This window comes from Pseudidiomarina salilacus (genome assembly GCF_047323925.1).
GTDB lineage: Bacteria > Pseudomonadota > Gammaproteobacteria > Enterobacterales > Alteromonadaceae > Pseudidiomarina > Pseudidiomarina salilacus.
Genome location: NZ_CP178751.1, coordinates 1141533 through 1158826, shown reverse-complemented (window position 1 = coordinate 1158826; position 17294 = coordinate 1141533). Strand labels below are relative to the sequence as shown.

The following is a 17294-nucleotide window of genomic DNA, read 5'->3' as shown; positions in this document are numbered from 1 at the left end:
CGTAACTGATGTGCGATGCATTATACGGAGGTCGGACAACTGTTCAAACGAGAAAAATTGTGACATCCATTAGAAAATCTAATATTGAATAAATTATGCAGTGCAAAAAATAGTCTATATAAAATTGGTCAGACCAAAATAAATCAATAAAAACAGCAGTATGACTGTTTTTGGTAAATTTTGTCTAATAAAAAATTTTATGCATAAATATGAGTTGTTAATCAATAATAACCGGTCTTCGGGATTCGTCCGTCCGGCTTTGCCTCACTATTCGAGCGCGCTGCGCGCTGTTCGGAGAGCTCCGAACAGCGAACGTAGTGAGCGCACGAACAGCGAAGCGTACGAATAACGAATAACGAATAACGAATAACGAAAAAATCATGCAAAGGTAACTGGATGAACGCGACAAATGCATTTTTATGGCCCATTCGTGTGTACTATGAAGACACAGATGCAGGCGGTATCGTATATTATGCCAATTATCTCAAATTCCTTGAGCGGGCGCGTACTGAATGGTTACGCTCGCTAGGGATAGAACAAGATACTTGGCTTGAGCACCGCATTGGTTTCGTCGTTCGCCAAGTGCAGATGGATTTATTGCGTCCGGCGCGGTTTAACGATGAACTGCGCGTGACGGTTGTGGTCGAACGTTTGAAACGTGCATCGGTCGAATTTAGTCAACAGGTGCTTGATAACGAGAATAATGTGTTATGCCAAGCGCAGATCCGCGCGGCATGTGTCAATTTAGGGGAAGTGGGTAGCGCGGTGCGCGCGGTACCTATGCCAACGGAAATAATAGAGGTGCTGAAGCGTGCAAGCTGAGATGTCGATTACTGCGTTAATTTTAGAAGCTAGCTTTGTGGTGCAACTGGTGATGTTGATGTTGCTAGCTTTTTCGGTAGCCGGTTGGATGATGATTTTTCAGCGTCGCAAGGTTATTCAGAAAGCCAGTCAGGATGCGATTGCTTTTGAGGATCGGTTTTGGTCCGGTGTTGATTTAGCGCGTTTGTATCAGGAAATTAGCGCGCGGGCGCAAAACGCCAACGGTATGGAAAAGCTTTTCTATGCTGGCTTCAAAGAGTTTGCGCGGTTACGTAATAATACTGCACTGACACAGCCACAGGTTCTCGAGGCTTCTTATCGGGCGATGCGCGTGGTGCATTCACGTGAAGTCGACGGATTAGAGAGCAACTTGAGTTTGCTGGCCACTATCGGCTCTATCAGTCCTTATGTCGGTTTGTTTGGTACGGTGTGGGGTATCATGAATGCCTTTATCGGCTTGGGCGCAGTGCAGCAAGCGACCCTGGCGATGGTTGCGCCGGGCATCGCCGAGGCGTTGATTGCCACAGCTATGGGCTTGTTTGCGGCGATTCCTGCGGTCATCGCTTACAACCGTTTTGCGCATCGAGTTGAAAAAGTCGATAACCAATATTTGAATTTTATGGACGAACTGTTGGCGATTTTGCAGCGCCAAGGCAGTGCTCCAGCGAAACCAGCGGCTGCTAAGGCAGGTGAAGCGTCATGATGATGACCACCATGCGCAAACGGCGTAAGCCGGTTTCGGAAATTAACGTGGTGCCCTACATCGACGTCATGTTGGTATTGCTGATCATCTTTATGGTGACGGCACCGCTCATCACCCAAGGTGTGAAAGTTGATCTGCCGAATGCGAACGCTGAGCCGTTGAGTGAAGACAGTAAACCACCCGTTATTGTTACGGTTGATCGTGATGGTCAGTTTTATATCAATTCATTGAATAATATTGGTAATCCGAACGACGCCCTAGATATTGAAACCCTTGCGGCACGTGTGCAGGCAGAGATGATTCGCGACCCGCAAACGCGCTTTATGGTCAATGGTGACGGTGGTGTGTCATACAACCAAGTGGTCCGCCTGATGGTGCTGTTGCAGCAGGTCGGGGTTGAGTCGGTAGGCTTGATGACCGAAGACACCGAGAATTAAGTGAGGCGCATGTGAAGATTGGTAAGTTTACATGGCCGGATGAAATGACAACTCCATTGCTGCTGTCGATAGCGTTGCATTTGGGGGTTGTCGTGGTGTTATTCGCAGGTTCGTTGTTCTCGCCGAGTAAGCCTGAGGTAATGGAAATTCAATTGGATGCGCCTTTGAGTGAAGAGGTGCTGCCCAATGAAGAGATTGTGCAAGCTGCGACTGTTGATAAAGCCAAGGTAGAGCAACAGTTAGCCGAGATTGAAGCGGCTGATCAGCGCCGGAAAGATGAAATAGCGGAGCTAGAACGGCGTGCGAATGAGGCGAAACGCCAGCGTGAGGCTGAGCAGCAACGTCAGCGCGAACTCGAAGCGCAGCAGCGAGCTGAGCGCGAGCGCCTAGAACGCGAGAAACAATCTGCGTTGCAACAGCAACGCGAAGCCGAACGCAAAGCTGCTGAGGCCGAACAGCGCCGTAAAGCTGAAGAAGAGGCGGCACGCAAAGCCGAAGCAGAGCGTAAGCGTCGTGAAGAAGAAGAGCGTAAGCGGCTCGAAGAAGAACGTAAGCGCGAAGAAGAGCGTAAGCGTAAAGAGCAAGAAGAACGTGAGCGCGCCGAGCGCGAACGGCAAATGCAAGAACAACTGGCGCGTGAACGGGAACAACGTGCGGCAGCACGAGCGCGTGCAGTGCAGAGTGAAGTTGGCAAGTACACCAGCTTGATCCAAGCAACGATTCAGCGCAATCTGATCACCCATCCGTCGATGCGTGGTAAAGAATGTCGCGTCAATATTCGTTTGGCATCAAGTGGTTTTGTTATCTCGGTGACCAATTTAGGCGGCGATCCGGCCGTGTGTAAAGCGGCTGAAAATGCCGTATTCAAAGCTGGCAGCTTGCCGGTGTCAGATAATCCCGAGGTATTTAATCAATTGAAGGACATTAACCTTACGGTGGCGCCTGAATTTGATTAATATAGGCTCTCATACAAGCTTTTTTAGGAAGTAACGGTAACCAATACTATGATGAAAAAATTGACCTTGATTGCGCTGACTGCGCTGCTGACACTGCTAATAGTTCAGCGCCCAGCGAATGCCTCACTCGAAATCGTCATCACCGATGGTATCGACAGTGCGCGTCCGATTGCCGTAGTACCGTTTCGTTGGCTTGGTGAAGGGCCTGCTCCAGGTAATCTAACCGAGGTGATTGCCGCAGACCTTATGCGTAGTGGCAAATTCAACCCGATTCCGGTGAACGGTATGCCACAAATGCCGAGCAATGAAACAGAACTAGATTATCCGAGCTGGGCGGGGCTAGGTGTTGAAGCCGTGCTAGTGGGCACAATTGAACCGTACGCGGTCGATCGCTACACCGTCTCATTCCAAATCATCGATATCTTGCGTGGCCAGATTACCAGTGGCTCGCGTCAATTGCGCAATGGTCAGCTGGTAGATTCGCAAGATCACATCCTCGATTCGCGTCGCAGTGTGATTGATGGTGATCAGTTCCGTCAGTATGCGCACCGCATTTCTGATGTGTTTTATGAAACCATGACCGGCGAGCCGGGTGCTTTTATGACACGCATCGCTTATGTAACAGTGAACCACAACAACGATAAACCATACGAGTTGGTGGTTGCTGATTATGATGGTTACGACGAAAAAGTATTACTGCGCAGCCCAGAGCCGCTGATGTCGCCATCATGGTCGCCAGACGGTAATAAGCTGGCCTATGTTAGTTTTGAGAATAAGCGCCCAGAAATTTTCATTCAAGACATCTACACCACGCGTCGTGAGAAGATCACCTCATTCTCTGGTATTAATAGTAGTCCTGCTTTCTCGCCAGATGGCAAAAAGTTGGCTATGGTGTTATCGAAAGATGGCAATCCAGAACTTTATGTGATGGAAATTGCGACCAAACGTTTAGAGCGGGTGACTCAGCACTATTCAATTGATACGGAACCAAGCTGGGCACCGGACGGTAAATCGCTGATTTTTACGTCAGAAAGAGGTGGAAGACCGCAACTTTATAGCGTAAATTTAGATTCAGGTCAGGTTCGCCGAGTCACCTTCGAGGGTGAGCAAAACTTGGGGGGAACTTGGACTCCAGACGGTCAGCAAGTGGTCATGGTGAATCGTACGCAAGGTAATTATCATATTGCTAAGCAAGACTATCCATCAGGCGGCATGCAAGTATTGACCCAAACAATGTTGGATGAATCACCAAGCCTAGCGCCAAATGGCAGTATGGTGATTTACAGTACAACACATAATAACCAACAAGTACTGGCGTTGGTTTCGGTGGATGGCCGTTTTAAAGCGCGTCTTCCAGCCCGCGAAGGTGAAGTTAAATCACCTGCGTGGTCGCCGTTTTTACGCTAGTGCATTAGCATGAATACTTACAACTTCAGTCATTTTTGAACATTTTGAACAAAGGAACGCGGACATGAACGCAAATCAGTTATTAAAAAGCCTGTTTATCGCTGTACCTATGCTGACCTTGGCAGCTTGTAGCTCAAGCCAAAGCGCTGACGATGCGGCAAATCAACAGACCAACCAGCAGCAGCAAGAACAAGATGGATCAGGTGTAGAGATTGATTCAGCTGAGCGTGCGAAAACGCCTGAAGAAATTCGTGCTGAGCAAATGGAAACCTTGCGTCAAGAAAACATTGTTTACTTTGCTTTTGATGATTCGCGCATTAGTTCAGAGTACGGCTCAATGCTTTCTGAGCATGCTGAGTTCTTGGTACAAAATCCGAATGTAACCGTGACGATTGAAGGTCACTGTGACGAGCGCGGCACACCAGAATACAACATCGCGTTGGGTGAGCGTCGTGCGAAAGCAGTTGCACAATACCTACAAAACTTAGGTGTTAGCTCAAACCAAATCGAAACTGTTTCTTACGGTGAAGAAAAGCCATTGGTTAATGCATCTACGCAAGCTGCGTACGCGAAAAACCGTCGTGGCGTTTTGGTATACTAAGTCGCACTAACAAGCAATAAATGGTAAGCCAATGCAAAAATTAATTCTCGTGTTGGCCTTTTTGATTCCCGGTGTCGTGCTTGCACAGGCACCGGTATCTAAATTAGGCAGTGGCAGCGTTGAAGAACGCTTAGAGCAACTTGAACGCGTCATGGATGCACGTAATGCTGCACAAATGGCGTTGTTAGACCAAATGGCATCGTTGCAATCCGAAGTTGCGGAATTGCGCGGTCAAACGGAAGAGCACGCCTACCAACTTGAACAAATTTTGCAACGGCAGCGGGAGATTTATCAAGAAATTGACCGCCGGTTGAATGCAACCCCACCACCTGCTAGCAACGACACTGCGGTTTCGACAGCGATGCCGGTAGCCGAAAGTGGTAACAATGGTGGTAGCGACTATTCAAGTGACTTAAGCGAGAACGACGCTTACGACAAAGCCATTCGTATGGTGATGGAAGACCGCCGCTATGATGCAGCTATTCCTGAATTCAGAAAGTTTATTGAAAACTTTCCGAATTCTACCTATGTTCCAAACGCGCATTATTGGTTAGGTCAGTTGTTGTACGCGGAAGGCAATTTTGCCGAGGCGAAAGCTGAGTTCACCGCTGTGGTTGAGCAGTTCAAAGATAGCAATAAGCGTGCCGACAGCATGTTGAAGCTTGGTATCGTTGCGCAACAACAGGGCGAGAAAGAGCTTGCGAAAAGTTACTTTGATAAAGTCATTGCGGAATATCCAAGCAGTACACCGGCTGATTTAGCGCGCCAACGTCTCGCTAATTTGTAACAACCTTGTAAGGATTTGCCGCGAATGCTCGCAAATTGAGCAAACGCACCATCTATCTGCAATTTACAGTTGCAACGAGCGGCTTTTTCAGTAAACTATGCCGCCGTTGCCGCTGATAAGCAGCAGCCGATGAGATTGGGTCGTTAGCTCAGTTGGTAGAGCAGTTGACTTTTAATCAATTGGTCGCAGGTTCGAATCCTGCACGACCCACCAATCTTCTCATCATCCCCATTCTGTTTTTTTAGTGGGTCGTTAGCTCAGTTGGTAGAGCAGTTGACTTTTAATCAATTGGTCGCAGGTTCGAATCCTGCACGACCCACCACTATTTTTTACCCCGTTCGCTTTTTTCGCTATAATCCCCGAACTTATTCCTTGTAGTGAAGTAGTCGTATGAGTATCACTGAAGAAATCCAAGCGCGTGTCATCGATAAGCTTGATTATGCCTTTCCAGCTAAGCCTAAGCCGCTAAACGAACGCGAAAAAGCTGACACTATTGCCCGTATTAAAAAGCTCTTAAAAGAGAAAAATGCGGTGTTAGTGGCGCATTACTATACCGATCCAGAAATCCAAGCACTGGCGGAAGAAACCGGTGGTTGCGTCTCTGATTCGTTAGAGATGGCGCGTTTTGGCGCAAACCATACAGCTGAAACCTTGATTGTCGCCGGCGTAAAGTTTATGGGCGAGACCGCGAAGATCTTAACGCCGCATAAAACCGTGCTGATGCCGACTTTAGAAGCGACCTGCTCACTTGATATTGGTTGCCCAATTGAAGAGTTCTCAGCGTTCTGTGACGCGCATCCTGACCGTACTGTGGTGGTGTATGCCAACACTTCAGCAGCGGTAAAGGCGCGTGCAGATTGGGTGGTCACTTCCAGCATCGCATTAGATATCGTTGATCATCTTGATGCTGAAGGCGAGAAAATCCTTTGGGCACCTGATCAACACTTGGGCAATTACATTCAAAAGCAAACTGGTGCCGATATGCTGATGTGGCAGGGCGCTTGTGTGGTGCATGACGAATTCAAAACGAAAGCGTTGGAAGACCTTAAGAAAGTTTACCCAGAAGCGGCGATTTTGGTGCACCCGGAATCACCGGCAGCAGTTGTTGAACTCGCTGATGCCGTAGGTTCTACCTCGCAGTTGATCAAAGCGAGCCAAGAATTGCCAAACGACACCTTTATTGTTGCGACCGACCGCGGCATTTTCTACAAAATGCAGCAATTGTCACCGCATAAACATTTCATTGAAGCACCAACCGCAGGCAACGGCGCCACCTGTCGCAGTTGCGCACACTGTCCATGGATGGCGATGAATGGCTTAGTGGCGATTGCCGACGCACTAGAGCACGGCGGGAAGGCGCATGAGATTCATGTTGACCCAGCATTGGGTGAGCGCGCAATGCAACCGCTCACGCGGATGTTGAACTTTAAGAAAGCCTAACGCGGCTCATAGGTAGGGTGAATCAGTTGGTAACCGCTAGCGTGTAGCAAGCGGTTACTGATGCGTTTGCTGCCGCGGCGACCAATTGCTTCGCTACGAGCAATTGTGCGCAAATCGATACCTAAGCGTTTAGCTAAGCGTCCATAGGCATCTTCTTGTAATAACGGCTCGTCGTCACTCACTAAGAATACCGGTTGCGACTTCTCAGGGTGTTGTACTAGATAAGCGATAAAGCCAGCGACGTCGTCGGCATGAATACGATTGGTCCAGGCTGGTGTGATGGTACCTTCTCCAGAAATCAATAATTCCGCCAAACGCGTGCGTTCGGGACCATAGATGCCAGAACAACGCAAGATACTGGTGTGGGGACTCGCACTGGCAATGATTTGTTCAGCTTGTAATAAGCTTTTACCTGCCTGATCGTTGGGCTCTGCTGGAGAGGTCTCATCGACCCAGCTGCCATCGCGTTGCCCATAAACGCCGGTACTTGAGACAAAGATAATCCGCGGCTCCCAACCATTGGTTTGCAGGTGATTTTGCAATATTCGAGCGGGCACAACATAACCATTGTAATAGCTATCGTCACTTTGTCGGTTTGGCGTTAACGTCATGATGATGACTTCAGTTTCCGCCGTCACTGCGCGTTCGATGTCAGCCGCGTTAGCGGCATCGCCAGCAATCAGCTCAACATGCGCTGGGTTATCTTTAAGTTCTGGATAGCGGCACAAGCCACGCATCTTAGTGTAGCTACTTAAAATCAACGCTGTGCTAGTACGCGTTGCGATATCACCGTATCCGATAAAACTGACTGCTGTCATGCTGCTAACCACACATCAAGGAATAACATAATTACAAGACCTACCATCAAACCTGCGGTCGCGCGTTGATGGTGGCCGCGACGATGAGTCTCTGGAATGATTTCGTGACTGATTACAAACAGCATAGCACCTGCGGCGAAAACTAGCCCCCACGGCAGTAAAACTTGCGACAAATTAACAAAGATGCCGCCGATCAGACCACCGATAGGCTCAATGAGGCCTGTTAAAGCGGCAACAATGAAACTTTTCATGCGCGAATAGCCAACCGCCATTAAGCCAACAGCTACTGCAAGCCCCTCAGGCAAGTTTTGTAAGCCTATACCGAGTGCTAACGAGAAAGCTGTATCGGTCTCGCCGCTGCCATAGCCGACGCCGACGGCCAGACCTTCAGGGAAGTTATGGATGGCAATAGCGAAGACAAACAGCCACACGCCGGAAATCTTCTCACTGGCAATCCCTTCAGGCCCCGAAATAAAGTGTTCGTGAGGCAACAAGCGATCCATCATTGCAATCGCAGCGGCGCCTAAGAGGATACCGAATACAGCGATAAGAGCTGGTATAGGGCCAACTCCGTACATTTCGGTAGAGATATCAATCGAGGGTACAATCAACGAGAAAAATGAGGCGGCGAGCATAACCCCCGCAGCAAAGCCGAGTAGGGTATCGTTAAAACGCTCCGATGGCCGCTTGCCAAATAGCACTGGCAAAGCACCCACCGCGGTAAGTCCGCCGGTAATGGTACTCGCTATCAGCGCCGTTAAAACTAAATCCATAGTGTTCTCATTGAGTTGTTATCCGCAATAGGAACAGCTTACCTCACGGCATTAAAAAATGGCACTTAGTTTTTACTATCACCGTCATCGAAAAACAACGACGCGCCGCCTTTTACAGTCTGCCCGATAGCCATCAGCTGCACTGTGCTGGTATCAGTGGCGAGTGCTTGTTTCGCTGTGGCGAGGTCGTCGCGGGTCTGCTGGAGGCTTTCTGCGGCAAGTTGATAGGTGCCCCAATGCATTGCATACGATCGCTTTGCGCCAACGTCACGGTGCATCATGATAGCCTCTTCGGGGTTAATGTGTTGCGGTTGCATAAACCAGCGTGGTAAATAGGCACCAATCGGCAACAGCGCATCATCGATGTCAGGAAAGCGTTGGCCGATGTCTTTAAATTGCTTGTCGTTGTAGCCGGTATCGCCGGCGAACCAAACTTGCCAATCGCCGATAGCCAGATGCCAGCTCGCCCACAGGGTGTCGTTTTTGTCCCATAAACTGCGTGCAGACCAGTGTTGGCTTGGGGTAGCAGTAACGCGGAAGGCACCGAATGACTGCACGTCCCACCAATCAAACTCGCGCACTTGCGCTGCAGCAATACCGAGGTCGGTAAACCATGCAGTGAGCCCTAAAGGAACGAGATAGGTTACCGAGGAACCCAGTGCTCGAATCGTCGCTTCATCAAGATGGTCGTAATGGTTGTGGCTAATGATCACAAAATCAATCGTGGGCAGCTCTGCAATGCTGAGCGGCGGCTGTTGCAGGCGCTCTGGACCGGCAAAGCTTAGTGGCGATGCGCGGTCACTAAAAATAGGGTCGGTGAGAATATTCAGACCTTGGTACTGCAGCAGAAAAGTCGCATGTCCAAGCCAAGTGATTTGTGGTTCAGTGGCCGGCGCGAGTAGGGCTCCAAGGTTGACTTGCTGCTGTGGCACCAGCTCTGGGTTGGCAGCTATCTCACTGACTTGGTCGGCCCATTCATCATCGCCAAACCAACGCATCATAAAAAAGTCGATAGCATTGGTATCTTTGGGTTGTAGATACGGATTTCGCTCGGCATAGCGCCCCGGTGAGCTACAGGATGAAACAGCAATAACTACCGCAACAATTGCAATTAACCAAGCCCACCAGCGCACTTTCAACCTCCAAATTTAAAATCCTGCCGCGTGGCCGTCCTTACGACTCTCCGAGGCACCATAGTAGACATCTTCGTCGTGGTTCTTCCAAATCGCTTGGTAACCACCGTAAGGACCTACTGCTTCTTGTAGGGTATGTCCCATTTTGATTAACTCGCGTCGCGTTGCCGCCGAGAAGCCGTTCTCTAGGCTCACCACACCACCGTTGGTCATGATTTCGCCGGTCGGCTGACTTGAACCCGTGTGCAAAATTCGTGGCGCGTCACCCGCTTCTTGCAGATTCATACCAAAATCAATCATATTGATAAGAATCTGTGCATGCATTTGTGGCTGCGTTGAACCGCCCATCACACCATAGCTCATCAGTGGCTTACCATCTTTAGTTACAAATGCCGGAATAATTGTATGGAACGGTCGCTTACCAGGTTCATAGGCGTTCGCATGGCCTTGCTCCAAAGCAAACAACTCGCCACGATTTTGAATCACAAAACCCAGACCCGTTGGCGTAATGCCAGAGCCCATGCCACGGTAATTACTTTGGATCAGTGACACCATATTGCCTTGCTGATCCGCGGTCGTCAGATAAATCGTATCGCCTTCGGTCGGTGGATTACCTGGTTCATACGCTTTGCCGGCGCGATTTGGATCGATCAGTTTGGCACGTTCCTTGGCATAATCTTTGTCGAGCAGCCCAGTCACCGGTGCAGCACTAAACTCTGGGTCGGCGTAATATTTTGCGCGATCTTCAAAGGCAAGCTTTTTAGCTTCGACAAAATGATGAATGTACTCAGCGCTGTCAAAGCCCATCGCGGCTAAGTCATAGTTCTCGAGCATATTGAGAATTTGCTGTGCAGCGATACCTTGCGTATTCGGTGGGAGTTCCCACAAGTCATAACCGCGATAATTGGTCGAGACGGGGTCTACCCAAGTTGATGTGTGATTCGCGAGGTCGTCGTAGCTCAAGAAGCCGCCATGCTCTGCCACAAAAGCGTCAATGGTGCGCGCAATGTCGCCGCGATAGAAAACGTCGCGACCTTCGCTAGCGATTTTTTCTAGAGTGTTAGCCAAGTCGGGATTGCGGAAACGCTCACCTTTTTGCGGTGGCTTGCCGTCTTTTAGAAACACCTCGGCAAAACCAGGCTGTTCACCAATCACCTCGGCATTGCGTTCGAAGTAATAAGCAATCACTTCAGTGACTGGGAATCCTTGACGGGCATATTCAATAGCGGGCGCGAGAACTTGCGCCATCGGCAATGCGCCAAACTTTTCATGTAACTCAAACCAACCATCTACAGTGCCAGGTACCGAAAGGGGTAACACGCCGCGCGCTGGGATCTTGTCGAGTCCTTTTTGCTTAAAGTAATCTAGTGTCAGGCTCTGTGGCGAGCGTCCAGACGCATTCAAGCCGTAAAGCTGCTGCGTTTCAGCGTCCCAAACAATTGCAAAGAGGTCGCCGCCGATGCCATTGCCCGTTGGCTCGACTAAACCGAGTACCGCATTAGCAGCAATCGCAGCATCAATGGCATTGCCGCCTTGTTGCATAATATCGAGCGCGACTTGGGTCGCCAGCGGTTGACTGGTAGCGGCCATTGCATTCGGTGCCATGGCTTCAGAACGGGTGGCAAAATGGTGGCCGGTAATACGATCTGCTGCCGCAGCCATAGTGCTTACACACAGCATTGCAGCGCAGGTAAGAGATACTAGGAAAGGTTTCATGAAAATCTCCTCGTCACGTTAGATGTGCCCCACTATAACGAGCACGTGACGAGGAGGGTAGCATTCGCGTCCAACGTCAAGCGTTGAACGATAAACAACCTTATTTCAGACTTAAGATCCACTCGGCGAGCAGGGTGATTTGCTCATCCGATAATTGTGGTTGCGCAGGCATAGGAACTTCACCCCACTTACCCTTGCCACCATTCTTGATGGAGTCTTTTACTTTTGCCAGCGCATCGCCGTCGTCAGCATATTTTGCCGCAACGTCTTTATACGCAGGACCTACAATCTTGTTATCAATACCATGACACGCAGTACAAGCATTTTGCTGTGCCAGTTTTTCAGCTTCTTCATTCGCTTGCACATTACCTGCGAACAACAAGCCAACCAATACAATCGAACCACCTACTACTTTCTGCAACATAGCTACAACTCCTCGCTGAAAAATTCATCACTGCTATCTTAGCTAATTCTGAAGTTAGTACAATGATTACGTACAAATTGCGTGGTTGGATTGATATAGGTCAGCGTAAAGGGTTCTCACCAAAGCCGCTCTCTCCACCACATACAAAAAAACCGCCACAAGGGCGGTCTTTTTGTATCTGGCTTCGATCGAGGGATTCACTCGGGCCATCCATGGCCCTCGCCCTGCAGGCAGCGCGTTGCGCTGTGCAAAACGGCTATCCTGCCGTTTTGTCGAACCAAAGGGTTCTCACCAAAGCCGCTCCCTCCACCACATACAAAAAAACCGCCACAAGGGCGGTCTTTTTGTATCTGGCGGAGAGAGAGGGATTCGAACCCTCGATACGGGGTTACCGTATACACACTTTCCAGGCGTGCTCCTTCAGCCACTCGGACACCTCTCCAAAAGCGGCCGCAATGATAGGGCATCAGCCCGTCAAAAACAAGGCTATAAACACCAAAACCGTGATTCGTACGCTGCGCTGTTCGGTATTCGTCCGCTACGCTATTCGAAAAGCGCAGCGGACCAACAGTGAGGCGAAGCCGAACGCACGAATCCCGAATCCCGCTTTTCGCTTTGTACGACTCAAGTCGAATAGGAATTTGCGGTTGTTGCGCTAAAGTTAACAGCATCGCAGTACGCCAAGGGAATTTCAGTATGAATACCTATCCACATGAGTATGAATCATCGTTACAACAGCCAGCCAAGTTCTGGTTGCACCAAGCGCAACGCTTACATTGGTTTCAAGAGCCGCAGCAAGGGTTCGAACTGCGGAGTAATGGCACTGCGGCATGGTTTCCTGATGGCCAGTTGAATCTCGCATTCTGTGCGTTGGATTATCATGTTGATGATGGCCGTGGTGAGCAAACGGCGCTGATTTACGACTCGCCGGTGGCGGACCGTAAAGAAAGCTATAGCTATCGTGAGTTGCGTGATGCTGTGGCGCAGTTTGCAGGGCTATTGAAAAAACATCATGTCAAAAAAGGTGATCGTGTCGTCATCTACATGCCAATGATTCCGCAGGCTGCGATAGCCATGCTAGCTTGTGCACGGTTAGGTGCGGTGCATTCGGTGGTGTTTGGCGGTTTTGCGCCGCACGAGCTTGCAGTACGTATTGACGATGCGCAGCCGAAATTGCTCATCACCGCATCGTGCGGCATCGAGGTGAATCGGGTAATCCCTTACAAACCAATGGTCGATGACGCGATTGCGCAAGCAGACCATAAACCTGGTAACGTGATTGTATGGCAACGCGAGCAATGCCAAGTTGAGCTGCAGGCACCACGTGATATCGATTGGCAAAGTGCAGTAAGCGAGGTGACACCCGCTGAATGCACGGTGATGCAGGCGACTGATCCGCTGTATATTTTGTATACCTCGGGCACCACCGGAAAACCCAAAGGCGTGGTGCGTGATACCGGAGGTTATGCTGTGGCACTGCACTACTCGATGGACACGGTGTATGGCGTTGGTGCTGGAGACGTAATGCTGACAGCCTCAGACGTAGGATGGGTGGTCGGCCACTCGTATATCGTTTACGGTCCGCTGCTACGCGGCGCGACTACTATTTTGTACGAAGGCAAGCCAGTGCGCACGCCTGATGCCAGCGCATTTTGGCGGATGTGCGATGAGTATCAAGTCAAAGTGCTGTTTTCGGCGCCGACTGCGTTTCGTGCGATCAAAAAAGAAGACCCAGAAGCCAAACTCTTGGAAAACTACCACTTAAATTCGCTCGAGCGTATCTACATGGCGGGTGAGCGACTCGACCCACCGACCCTCGAATGGACGCAAGAGGTCACTGGCAAACCGGTGTTTGATCATTGGTGGCAAACTGAGTCAGGTTGGCCTATTTGTGCGAACCCGGTAGGCATTACTGAATATCCAGTTAAACCCGGTTCGTCGACCTTGCCGGTACCTGGCTATGATATTCGTATTCTCGCGCCAGACGGTAGTGAGGTAGAGGCGAATGAGCAGGGTGCTGTGGCGATTAAATTACCGTTACCGCCGGGCTGTCTCACCACTATTTGGGGCGACGAGCCACGCTTTATCAAGGGTTATCTGAGTGAGTTTAGCGGTTATTACAGCAGCGGCGATGGCGGCTACAAGGATGACGATGGCTACGTCTTTATTATGGGACGTACCGACGATGTGATAAACGTTGCGGGGCATCGGCTTTCGACGGGTGAAATGGAAGAAATTCTGGCCATGGACCCAGCGGTTGCCGAATGTGCAGTGATTGGCGTTGCTGATGAACTGAAAGGCCAGGTTCCCTTAGGTTTAGTTATTGTCAAAGATGGCAGCGACGTTGACCCAGACGAACTGTGTCAGCGCTTAGTACAGCGGGTTCGTGACTCGATTGGCGCCGTGGCCTGCTTACGCCAAGTGCATGTGGTACCGCGTTTACCGAAAACACGATCGGGTAAGATTTTACGTCGCTTACTACGGCAGCTCGCCGACGGTGAACAGCAGTTAGCTATTCCTTCGACTATCGATGATCCGAACTGTGTGGATGAATTGCGCGAGCAGCTGCAACGCTAAGCGTTACAGCTCTTCGGCGGCATCGTTTTTTGAGGGGGATTCAGGTTCTGGGGCTGATTCTGGCTTGGCGGACGTGGTGTTCGCCATCCTTACTGCACCATTTTCACTCCAACTACGGATATGCAAATCGCGTTGTGGGAATGGGATCTCGATGTTGTATTCCAGCAGTGAGGTATGAATCTCCCATAAAAAAGCGGCTTTCACTGCACTAGGACGATTTACTGCTTCCGGTTTAAGCCATACAACCAGTTCAAAATTAAGCGAACTTTCACCCATTTCGACTAACCAAACCTGTGGTGGACGCCGGGTGCCATCGGTCAGTGTATGTGGAACTCGTTCGGCAGCTTCTAAAACCGCTTTTTTGACTAACTCTTTGTCGGTGCCGTAAGCCACCCCAAAACCGACTTTGATGCGACGGTAAGTGTCGCGCATAGTCCAGTTGGTGACCCGTCCAGCAACGAATTCTGAGTTCGGCACAATAATGTCAATGTTATCGTTGGTAGTGATGATAGTGCTGCGAATATTAATTTCTTTTACTTCACCAGTGACGCCCGATTCGAGTTCTACAAAATCGCCAACCTTCAAGGTTTTTTCAAACAGCAGCATAATACCGGCGGTAAAGTTGCTAATCAGGTTCTGTAGGCCAAAACCCACACCGATACCCAGGGCACTGGCAAAAATAGCGAATTTCGTCAGGTCAATACCGATCGAGGACACCGCAATTAACGCACCAACCACCAGCACTACGTAATGGGTAATGCGTTTGAGTGCATAAACTGAGGAGGGTGCAAGCGTATGGCGGTAATTAGCAAAGCGCTGAATGACGCTTTGTAGCAAGCGCGATACTATCCATGCAACGAATAGTATCGCAATAAAACGAAATACCGACCCGTAGGTGATAGCAGTTTCACCAACTGAGAACAGCTCGGTATTTAACCAATCAAAGGCTTGCTTTACAGAGGTTAAGAACTCGTTCACATTTGTGCCTGTAAATAAAGCTCTAGTCCCAAGCGGTCGATCAAATCAAGTTGCTGGCGCAACCAATAAGCATGATCTTCCTCGGTGTCTTTGAGGATACCAACCAACATATCTCGCGTTACAAAGTCTCCAGCTTCTTCGCAAAAGTTAATGACTTCACGCAAGGTGCGCGCATTATTGTGTTCTAGCTCTAAGTCGTTACGCAACATGGTGGGCACGTCATCAGCAATTGAATGCGCTTCGCGGTTATCCATTTGCGGACGCCCCCCAAGGAACAACATGCGGCGAATCAGCAAGTCAGCGTGACCGCGCTCGTCGTCAACTTCGTGATTGATGCGTTCGTACAGCTTTTCGAGGCCCATATCTTCGTAGCGGCGCGAATGAGCAGTGTATTGGTCGATCGAGGTAAGTTCAAAAGCCAATAAGCGATTGAGTTGTTCAACAACAGCGGCAGAATCGAGTGCCATATTACGACTCCTTGTGTAATTTGGTTTGCAAGTAGGTGCTCAGACCTAAGTGACTGATCAATTCGAGTTGGGTTTCTAGCCAGTCAAGATGTTCTTCTTGTTGCTCAAGAATTTCTTCGAGCTCGTCGCGGGTGACGTAATCGCGATGCTTTTCACATATGGCAATGGCTTCGCGAAGCGCGAGCACATCGGCGTGTTGAACCTTGTGATCAAGTTCAAGCATTTCACGTGGGTCTTCGCCGATATAGAGTTTCCCCAAGTCTTGTAGATTGGGCAGACCGCCCAAGAATAACAAACGCTCGATGATGTCATCGGCGTGCTTCATTTCTTCAATGGAGGCTTTATAGATGGTGTGGTTTAACGCTTCAAAACCCCAGTTTTTGTACATGCGTGCATGTAAAAAATACTGGTTAATCGCGGTTAACTTACGGGTGAGAATTCGATTAAGTTCTTGTAAAACTTTGGCTTCGCCTTGCATGCACTACTCCTAACCTAGGTATTGATAAACCTAGCTTAAGTGTAGCACACCGTGGTTGGCAATAAGGTTTCTTCTAAAAAGCGTTGATTACGTTCTTTGACTGCTTCGCTAAGTACTTCTTTCGCACAACTTTTGCAGCAGCCACACTGCGACGCGACGCCATATTGCTGGCGCAATTCACGCATGCTACTGATGCCTTCATCGTGCACCGCATTGCGAATGCTTTTGTCAGTAACGCCTTTGCAGAGACAAACGTACATAGGAACCTCATTAACGAATTCCTATGAATGGTAATACAAATGCGAACGATTCGCAACAGTCTTTGTGGGTAAGTGGAACTCACTACAACGAGATAATGATCAAAATGACGTGCAGCGCTACGACGGTAAAGGTTAAGCGACCGCGAAGTTCGAGGTACCAAGGGTGCGTCTGCAAGTGGCGTTTTTCGAAGTTGAGCCAGAACAGGTGCGTTAACGCTAGCACGCTGAGCATAGTGAGCGGCGTCACCCAGACGCCAGCGAAAAATAACACTACCGCGATAATGGTGGGCAACATGCTCCAACTGAGTTGGCGTGTCGGGGCGTCGTCACGTGTGATTGCGAGTCCCCAATGCACGCCACCCAAGAAGCTCACTATGAGCGCGCTGTAAATGACAAATAATCGTAATGCATGATCCGCATAAACGTCGAGCAGCGCCCCAATGGTGAATAACAAAAAGGGCAGTAAACCGGCGTAACCAAGTTTTTGTGCACGATCAATAGCGGCTTGTTGCATGCT

At 49.6% G+C, this 17294-nt stretch carries 19 protein-coding genes and 3 tRNA genes; 11 read left to right on the top strand and 11 right to left on the bottom strand.

The window, feature by feature from the left end:
- The first annotated feature begins 396 nt into the window (after positions 1-396).
- The 10 genes from ybgC (at position 397) to nadA (ending at position 7153) form a co-directional block, all read left to right on the top strand.
- A complete protein-coding gene (gene ybgC / locus ACJ8W9_RS05650; RefSeq protein WP_411360603.1) occupies positions 397-822 on the top strand; it encodes a tol-pal system-associated acyl-CoA thioesterase in 426 nt (141 codons plus the stop codon).
- Positions 812-1525 carry a protein TolQ gene (gene tolQ, locus ACJ8W9_RS05645; RefSeq protein ID WP_411358888.1) on the top strand — a complete coding sequence of 238 codons (714 nt, stop codon included), beginning with the start codon at positions 812-814 and terminating at the stop codon, positions 1523-1525. Before ybgC ends, tolQ begins: the two co-directional genes overlap by 11 nt.
- Positions 1525-1962, top strand: a complete 438-nt coding sequence (tolR, locus tag ACJ8W9_RS05640) for a protein TolR (protein WP_411359296.1) — start codon at positions 1525-1527, stop codon at positions 1960-1962. The genes tolQ and tolR overlap by 1 nt, the downstream gene beginning before the upstream one ends.
- 44 nt (positions 1963-2006) lie before the next feature.
- Positions 2007-2918, top strand: a complete 912-nt coding sequence (tolA, locus tag ACJ8W9_RS05635) for a cell envelope integrity protein TolA (RefSeq protein WP_411358887.1) — start codon at positions 2007-2009, stop codon at positions 2916-2918.
- Positions 2919-2966: 48 nt separating this feature from the next.
- The gene (gene tolB / locus ACJ8W9_RS05630; RefSeq protein ID WP_411358886.1) at positions 2967-4325 is read left to right on the top strand and encodes a Tol-Pal system beta propeller repeat protein TolB; all 1359 of its coding nucleotides are present in this window, start codon (positions 2967-2969) and stop codon (positions 4323-4325) included.
- A gap of 64 nt (positions 4326-4389) precedes the next feature.
- The gene (gene pal / locus ACJ8W9_RS05625; protein WP_411358885.1) at positions 4390-4926 is read left to right on the top strand and encodes a peptidoglycan-associated lipoprotein Pal; all 537 of its coding nucleotides are present in this window, start codon (positions 4390-4392) and stop codon (positions 4924-4926) included.
- 31 nt (positions 4927-4957) lie between these two features.
- Positions 4958-5713, top strand: coding sequence for a tol-pal system protein YbgF (ybgF, locus tag ACJ8W9_RS05620; RefSeq protein ID WP_411358884.1), 756 nt, complete (start codon positions 4958-4960; stop codon positions 5711-5713).
- A gap of 137 nt (positions 5714-5850) precedes the next feature.
- Positions 5851-5926, top strand: a tRNA-Lys gene (locus tag ACJ8W9_RS05615).
- A 33-nt stretch (positions 5927-5959) separates the two neighbouring features.
- Positions 5960-6035, top strand: a tRNA-Lys gene (locus tag ACJ8W9_RS05610).
- A gap of 68 nt (positions 6036-6103) precedes the next feature.
- Positions 6104-7153: a quinolinate synthase NadA gene (gene nadA, locus ACJ8W9_RS05605; RefSeq protein WP_411358883.1), complete on the top strand. Its 1050-nt coding sequence runs from the start codon at positions 6104-6106 to the stop codon at positions 7151-7153.
- On the opposite strand, the gene ACJ8W9_RS05600 is transcribed toward nadA, so the two are convergent.
- The 6 genes from ACJ8W9_RS05600 to ACJ8W9_RS05575 form a co-directional block, all read right to left on the bottom strand.
- Positions 7150-7971 carry an NAD(P)H-binding protein gene (locus ACJ8W9_RS05600; protein ID WP_411358882.1) on the bottom strand — a complete coding sequence of 274 codons (822 nt, stop codon included), beginning with the start codon at positions 7969-7971 and terminating at the stop codon, positions 7150-7152. The two genes, nadA and ACJ8W9_RS05600, sit on opposite strands and share 4 nt — an antisense overlap.
- On the bottom strand, positions 7968-8744 hold the full coding sequence (locus ACJ8W9_RS05595; protein ID WP_411360602.1) for a ZIP family metal transporter: 777 nt from the start codon (positions 8742-8744) through the stop codon (positions 7968-7970). The genes ACJ8W9_RS05600 and ACJ8W9_RS05595 overlap by 4 nt, the downstream gene beginning before the upstream one ends.
- A 65-nt stretch (positions 8745-8809) precedes the next feature.
- Complete coding sequence (locus ACJ8W9_RS05590) at positions 8810-9877, bottom strand: MBL fold metallo-hydrolase (protein WP_411360601.1); 1068 nt, start codon at positions 9875-9877, stop codon at positions 8810-8812.
- Between the two features lie 15 nt (positions 9878-9892).
- The gene (gene ggt, locus ACJ8W9_RS05585; RefSeq protein ID WP_411360600.1) at positions 9893-11593 is read right to left on the bottom strand and encodes a gamma-glutamyltransferase; all 1701 of its coding nucleotides are present in this window, start codon (positions 11591-11593) and stop codon (positions 9893-9895) included.
- A 100-nt stretch (positions 11594-11693) separates the two neighbouring features.
- Positions 11694-12017, bottom strand: a complete 324-nt coding sequence (locus ACJ8W9_RS05580; RefSeq protein WP_411358879.1) for a c-type cytochrome — start codon at positions 12015-12017, stop codon at positions 11694-11696.
- A 351-nt stretch (positions 12018-12368) separates the two neighbouring features.
- Positions 12369-12459: transfer RNA gene (locus ACJ8W9_RS05575), tRNA-Ser, on the bottom strand.
- A gap of 227 nt (positions 12460-12686) precedes the next feature.
- Here ACJ8W9_RS05575 and ACJ8W9_RS05570 point away from each other — a divergent pair.
- Positions 12687-14594: an acetate--CoA ligase gene (locus ACJ8W9_RS05570; protein WP_411359294.1), complete on the top strand. Its 1908-nt coding sequence runs from the start codon at positions 12687-12689 to the stop codon at positions 14592-14594.
- A gap of 3 nt (positions 14595-14597) precedes the next feature.
- Here the strand turns inward: ACJ8W9_RS05570 and ACJ8W9_RS05565 are convergent, their stop codons facing one another.
- The 5 genes from ACJ8W9_RS05565 to ACJ8W9_RS05545 all read right to left on the bottom strand — a co-directional run bounded on the left by ACJ8W9_RS05565 (position 14598) and on the right by ACJ8W9_RS05545 (position 17291).
- The gene (locus ACJ8W9_RS05565) at positions 14598-15572 is read right to left on the bottom strand and encodes a mechanosensitive ion channel family protein (protein ID WP_411360599.1); all 975 of its coding nucleotides are present in this window, start codon (positions 15570-15572) and stop codon (positions 14598-14600) included.
- Positions 15569-16039, bottom strand: coding sequence for a bacterioferritin (gene bfr, locus ACJ8W9_RS05560; RefSeq protein WP_411358877.1), 471 nt, complete (start codon positions 16037-16039; stop codon positions 15569-15571). Before bfr (ACJ8W9_RS05560) ends, ACJ8W9_RS05565 begins: the two co-directional genes overlap by 4 nt.
- Before the next feature lies 1 nt (position 16040).
- On the bottom strand, positions 16041-16517 hold the full coding sequence (bfr, locus tag ACJ8W9_RS05555) for a bacterioferritin (RefSeq protein ID WP_411358876.1): 477 nt from the start codon (positions 16515-16517) through the stop codon (positions 16041-16043).
- Positions 16518-16552: 35 nt separating this feature from the next.
- A complete protein-coding gene (locus ACJ8W9_RS05550) occupies positions 16553-16777 on the bottom strand; it encodes a bacterioferritin-associated ferredoxin (RefSeq protein WP_411358875.1) in 225 nt (74 codons plus the stop codon).
- An 82-nt stretch (positions 16778-16859) separates the two neighbouring features.
- A complete protein-coding gene (locus ACJ8W9_RS05545) occupies positions 16860-17291 on the bottom strand; it encodes a DUF3429 domain-containing protein (protein WP_051986690.1) in 432 nt (143 codons plus the stop codon).
- Positions 17292-17294: the final 3 nt, after the last annotated feature.

What these genes read in the sequence shown, in the direction of transcription:
- ACJ8W9_RS05550 (WP_411358875.1), bottom strand. Translation starts at nt 16,777, where the DNA reads ATGTACGTTTGTCTCTGCAAAGGCGTTACTGACAAAAGCATTCGCAAT.
- ybgF (WP_411358884.1), top strand. Translation starts at nt 4,958, where the DNA reads ATGCAAAAATTAATTCTCGTGTTGGCCTTTTTGATTCCCGGTGTCGTG.
- tolR (WP_411359296.1), top strand. Translation starts at nt 1,525, where the DNA reads ATGATGACCACCATGCGCAAACGGCGTAAGCCGGTTTCGGAAATTAAC.
- bfr (WP_411358877.1), bottom strand. Translation starts at nt 16,039, where the DNA reads ATGGCACTCGATTCTGCCGCTGTTGTTGAACAACTCAATCGCTTATTG.
- pal (WP_411358885.1), top strand. Translation starts at nt 4,390, where the DNA reads ATGAACGCAAATCAGTTATTAAAAAGCCTGTTTATCGCTGTACCTATG.
- tolB (WP_411358886.1), top strand. Translation starts at nt 2,967, where the DNA reads ATGATGAAAAAATTGACCTTGATTGCGCTGACTGCGCTGCTGACACTG.
- nadA (WP_411358883.1), top strand. Translation starts at nt 6,104, where the DNA reads ATGAGTATCACTGAAGAAATCCAAGCGCGTGTCATCGATAAGCTTGAT.
- tolA (WP_411358887.1), top strand. Translation starts at nt 2,007, where the DNA reads ATGACAACTCCATTGCTGCTGTCGATAGCGTTGCATTTGGGGGTTGTC.
- ACJ8W9_RS05600 (WP_411358882.1), bottom strand. Translation starts at nt 7,971, where the DNA reads ATGACAGCAGTCAGTTTTATCGGATACGGTGATATCGCAACGCGTACT.
- ACJ8W9_RS05580 (WP_411358879.1), bottom strand. Translation starts at nt 12,017, where the DNA reads ATGTTGCAGAAAGTAGTAGGTGGTTCGATTGTATTGGTTGGCTTGTTG.
- ACJ8W9_RS05595 (WP_411360602.1), bottom strand. Translation starts at nt 8,744, where the DNA reads ATGGATTTAGTTTTAACGGCGCTGATAGCGAGTACCATTACCGGCGGA.
- ggt (WP_411360600.1), bottom strand. Translation starts at nt 11,593, where the DNA reads ATGAAACCTTTCCTAGTATCTCTTACCTGCGCTGCAATGCTGTGTGTA.
- bfr (WP_411358876.1), bottom strand. Translation starts at nt 16,517, where the DNA reads ATGCAAGGCGAAGCCAAAGTTTTACAAGAACTTAATCGAATTCTCACC.
- ACJ8W9_RS05545 (WP_051986690.1), bottom strand. Translation starts at nt 17,291, where the DNA reads ATGCAACAAGCCGCTATTGATCGTGCACAAAAACTTGGTTACGCCGGT.
- ybgC (WP_411360603.1), top strand. Translation starts at nt 397, where the DNA reads ATGAACGCGACAAATGCATTTTTATGGCCCATTCGTGTGTACTATGAA.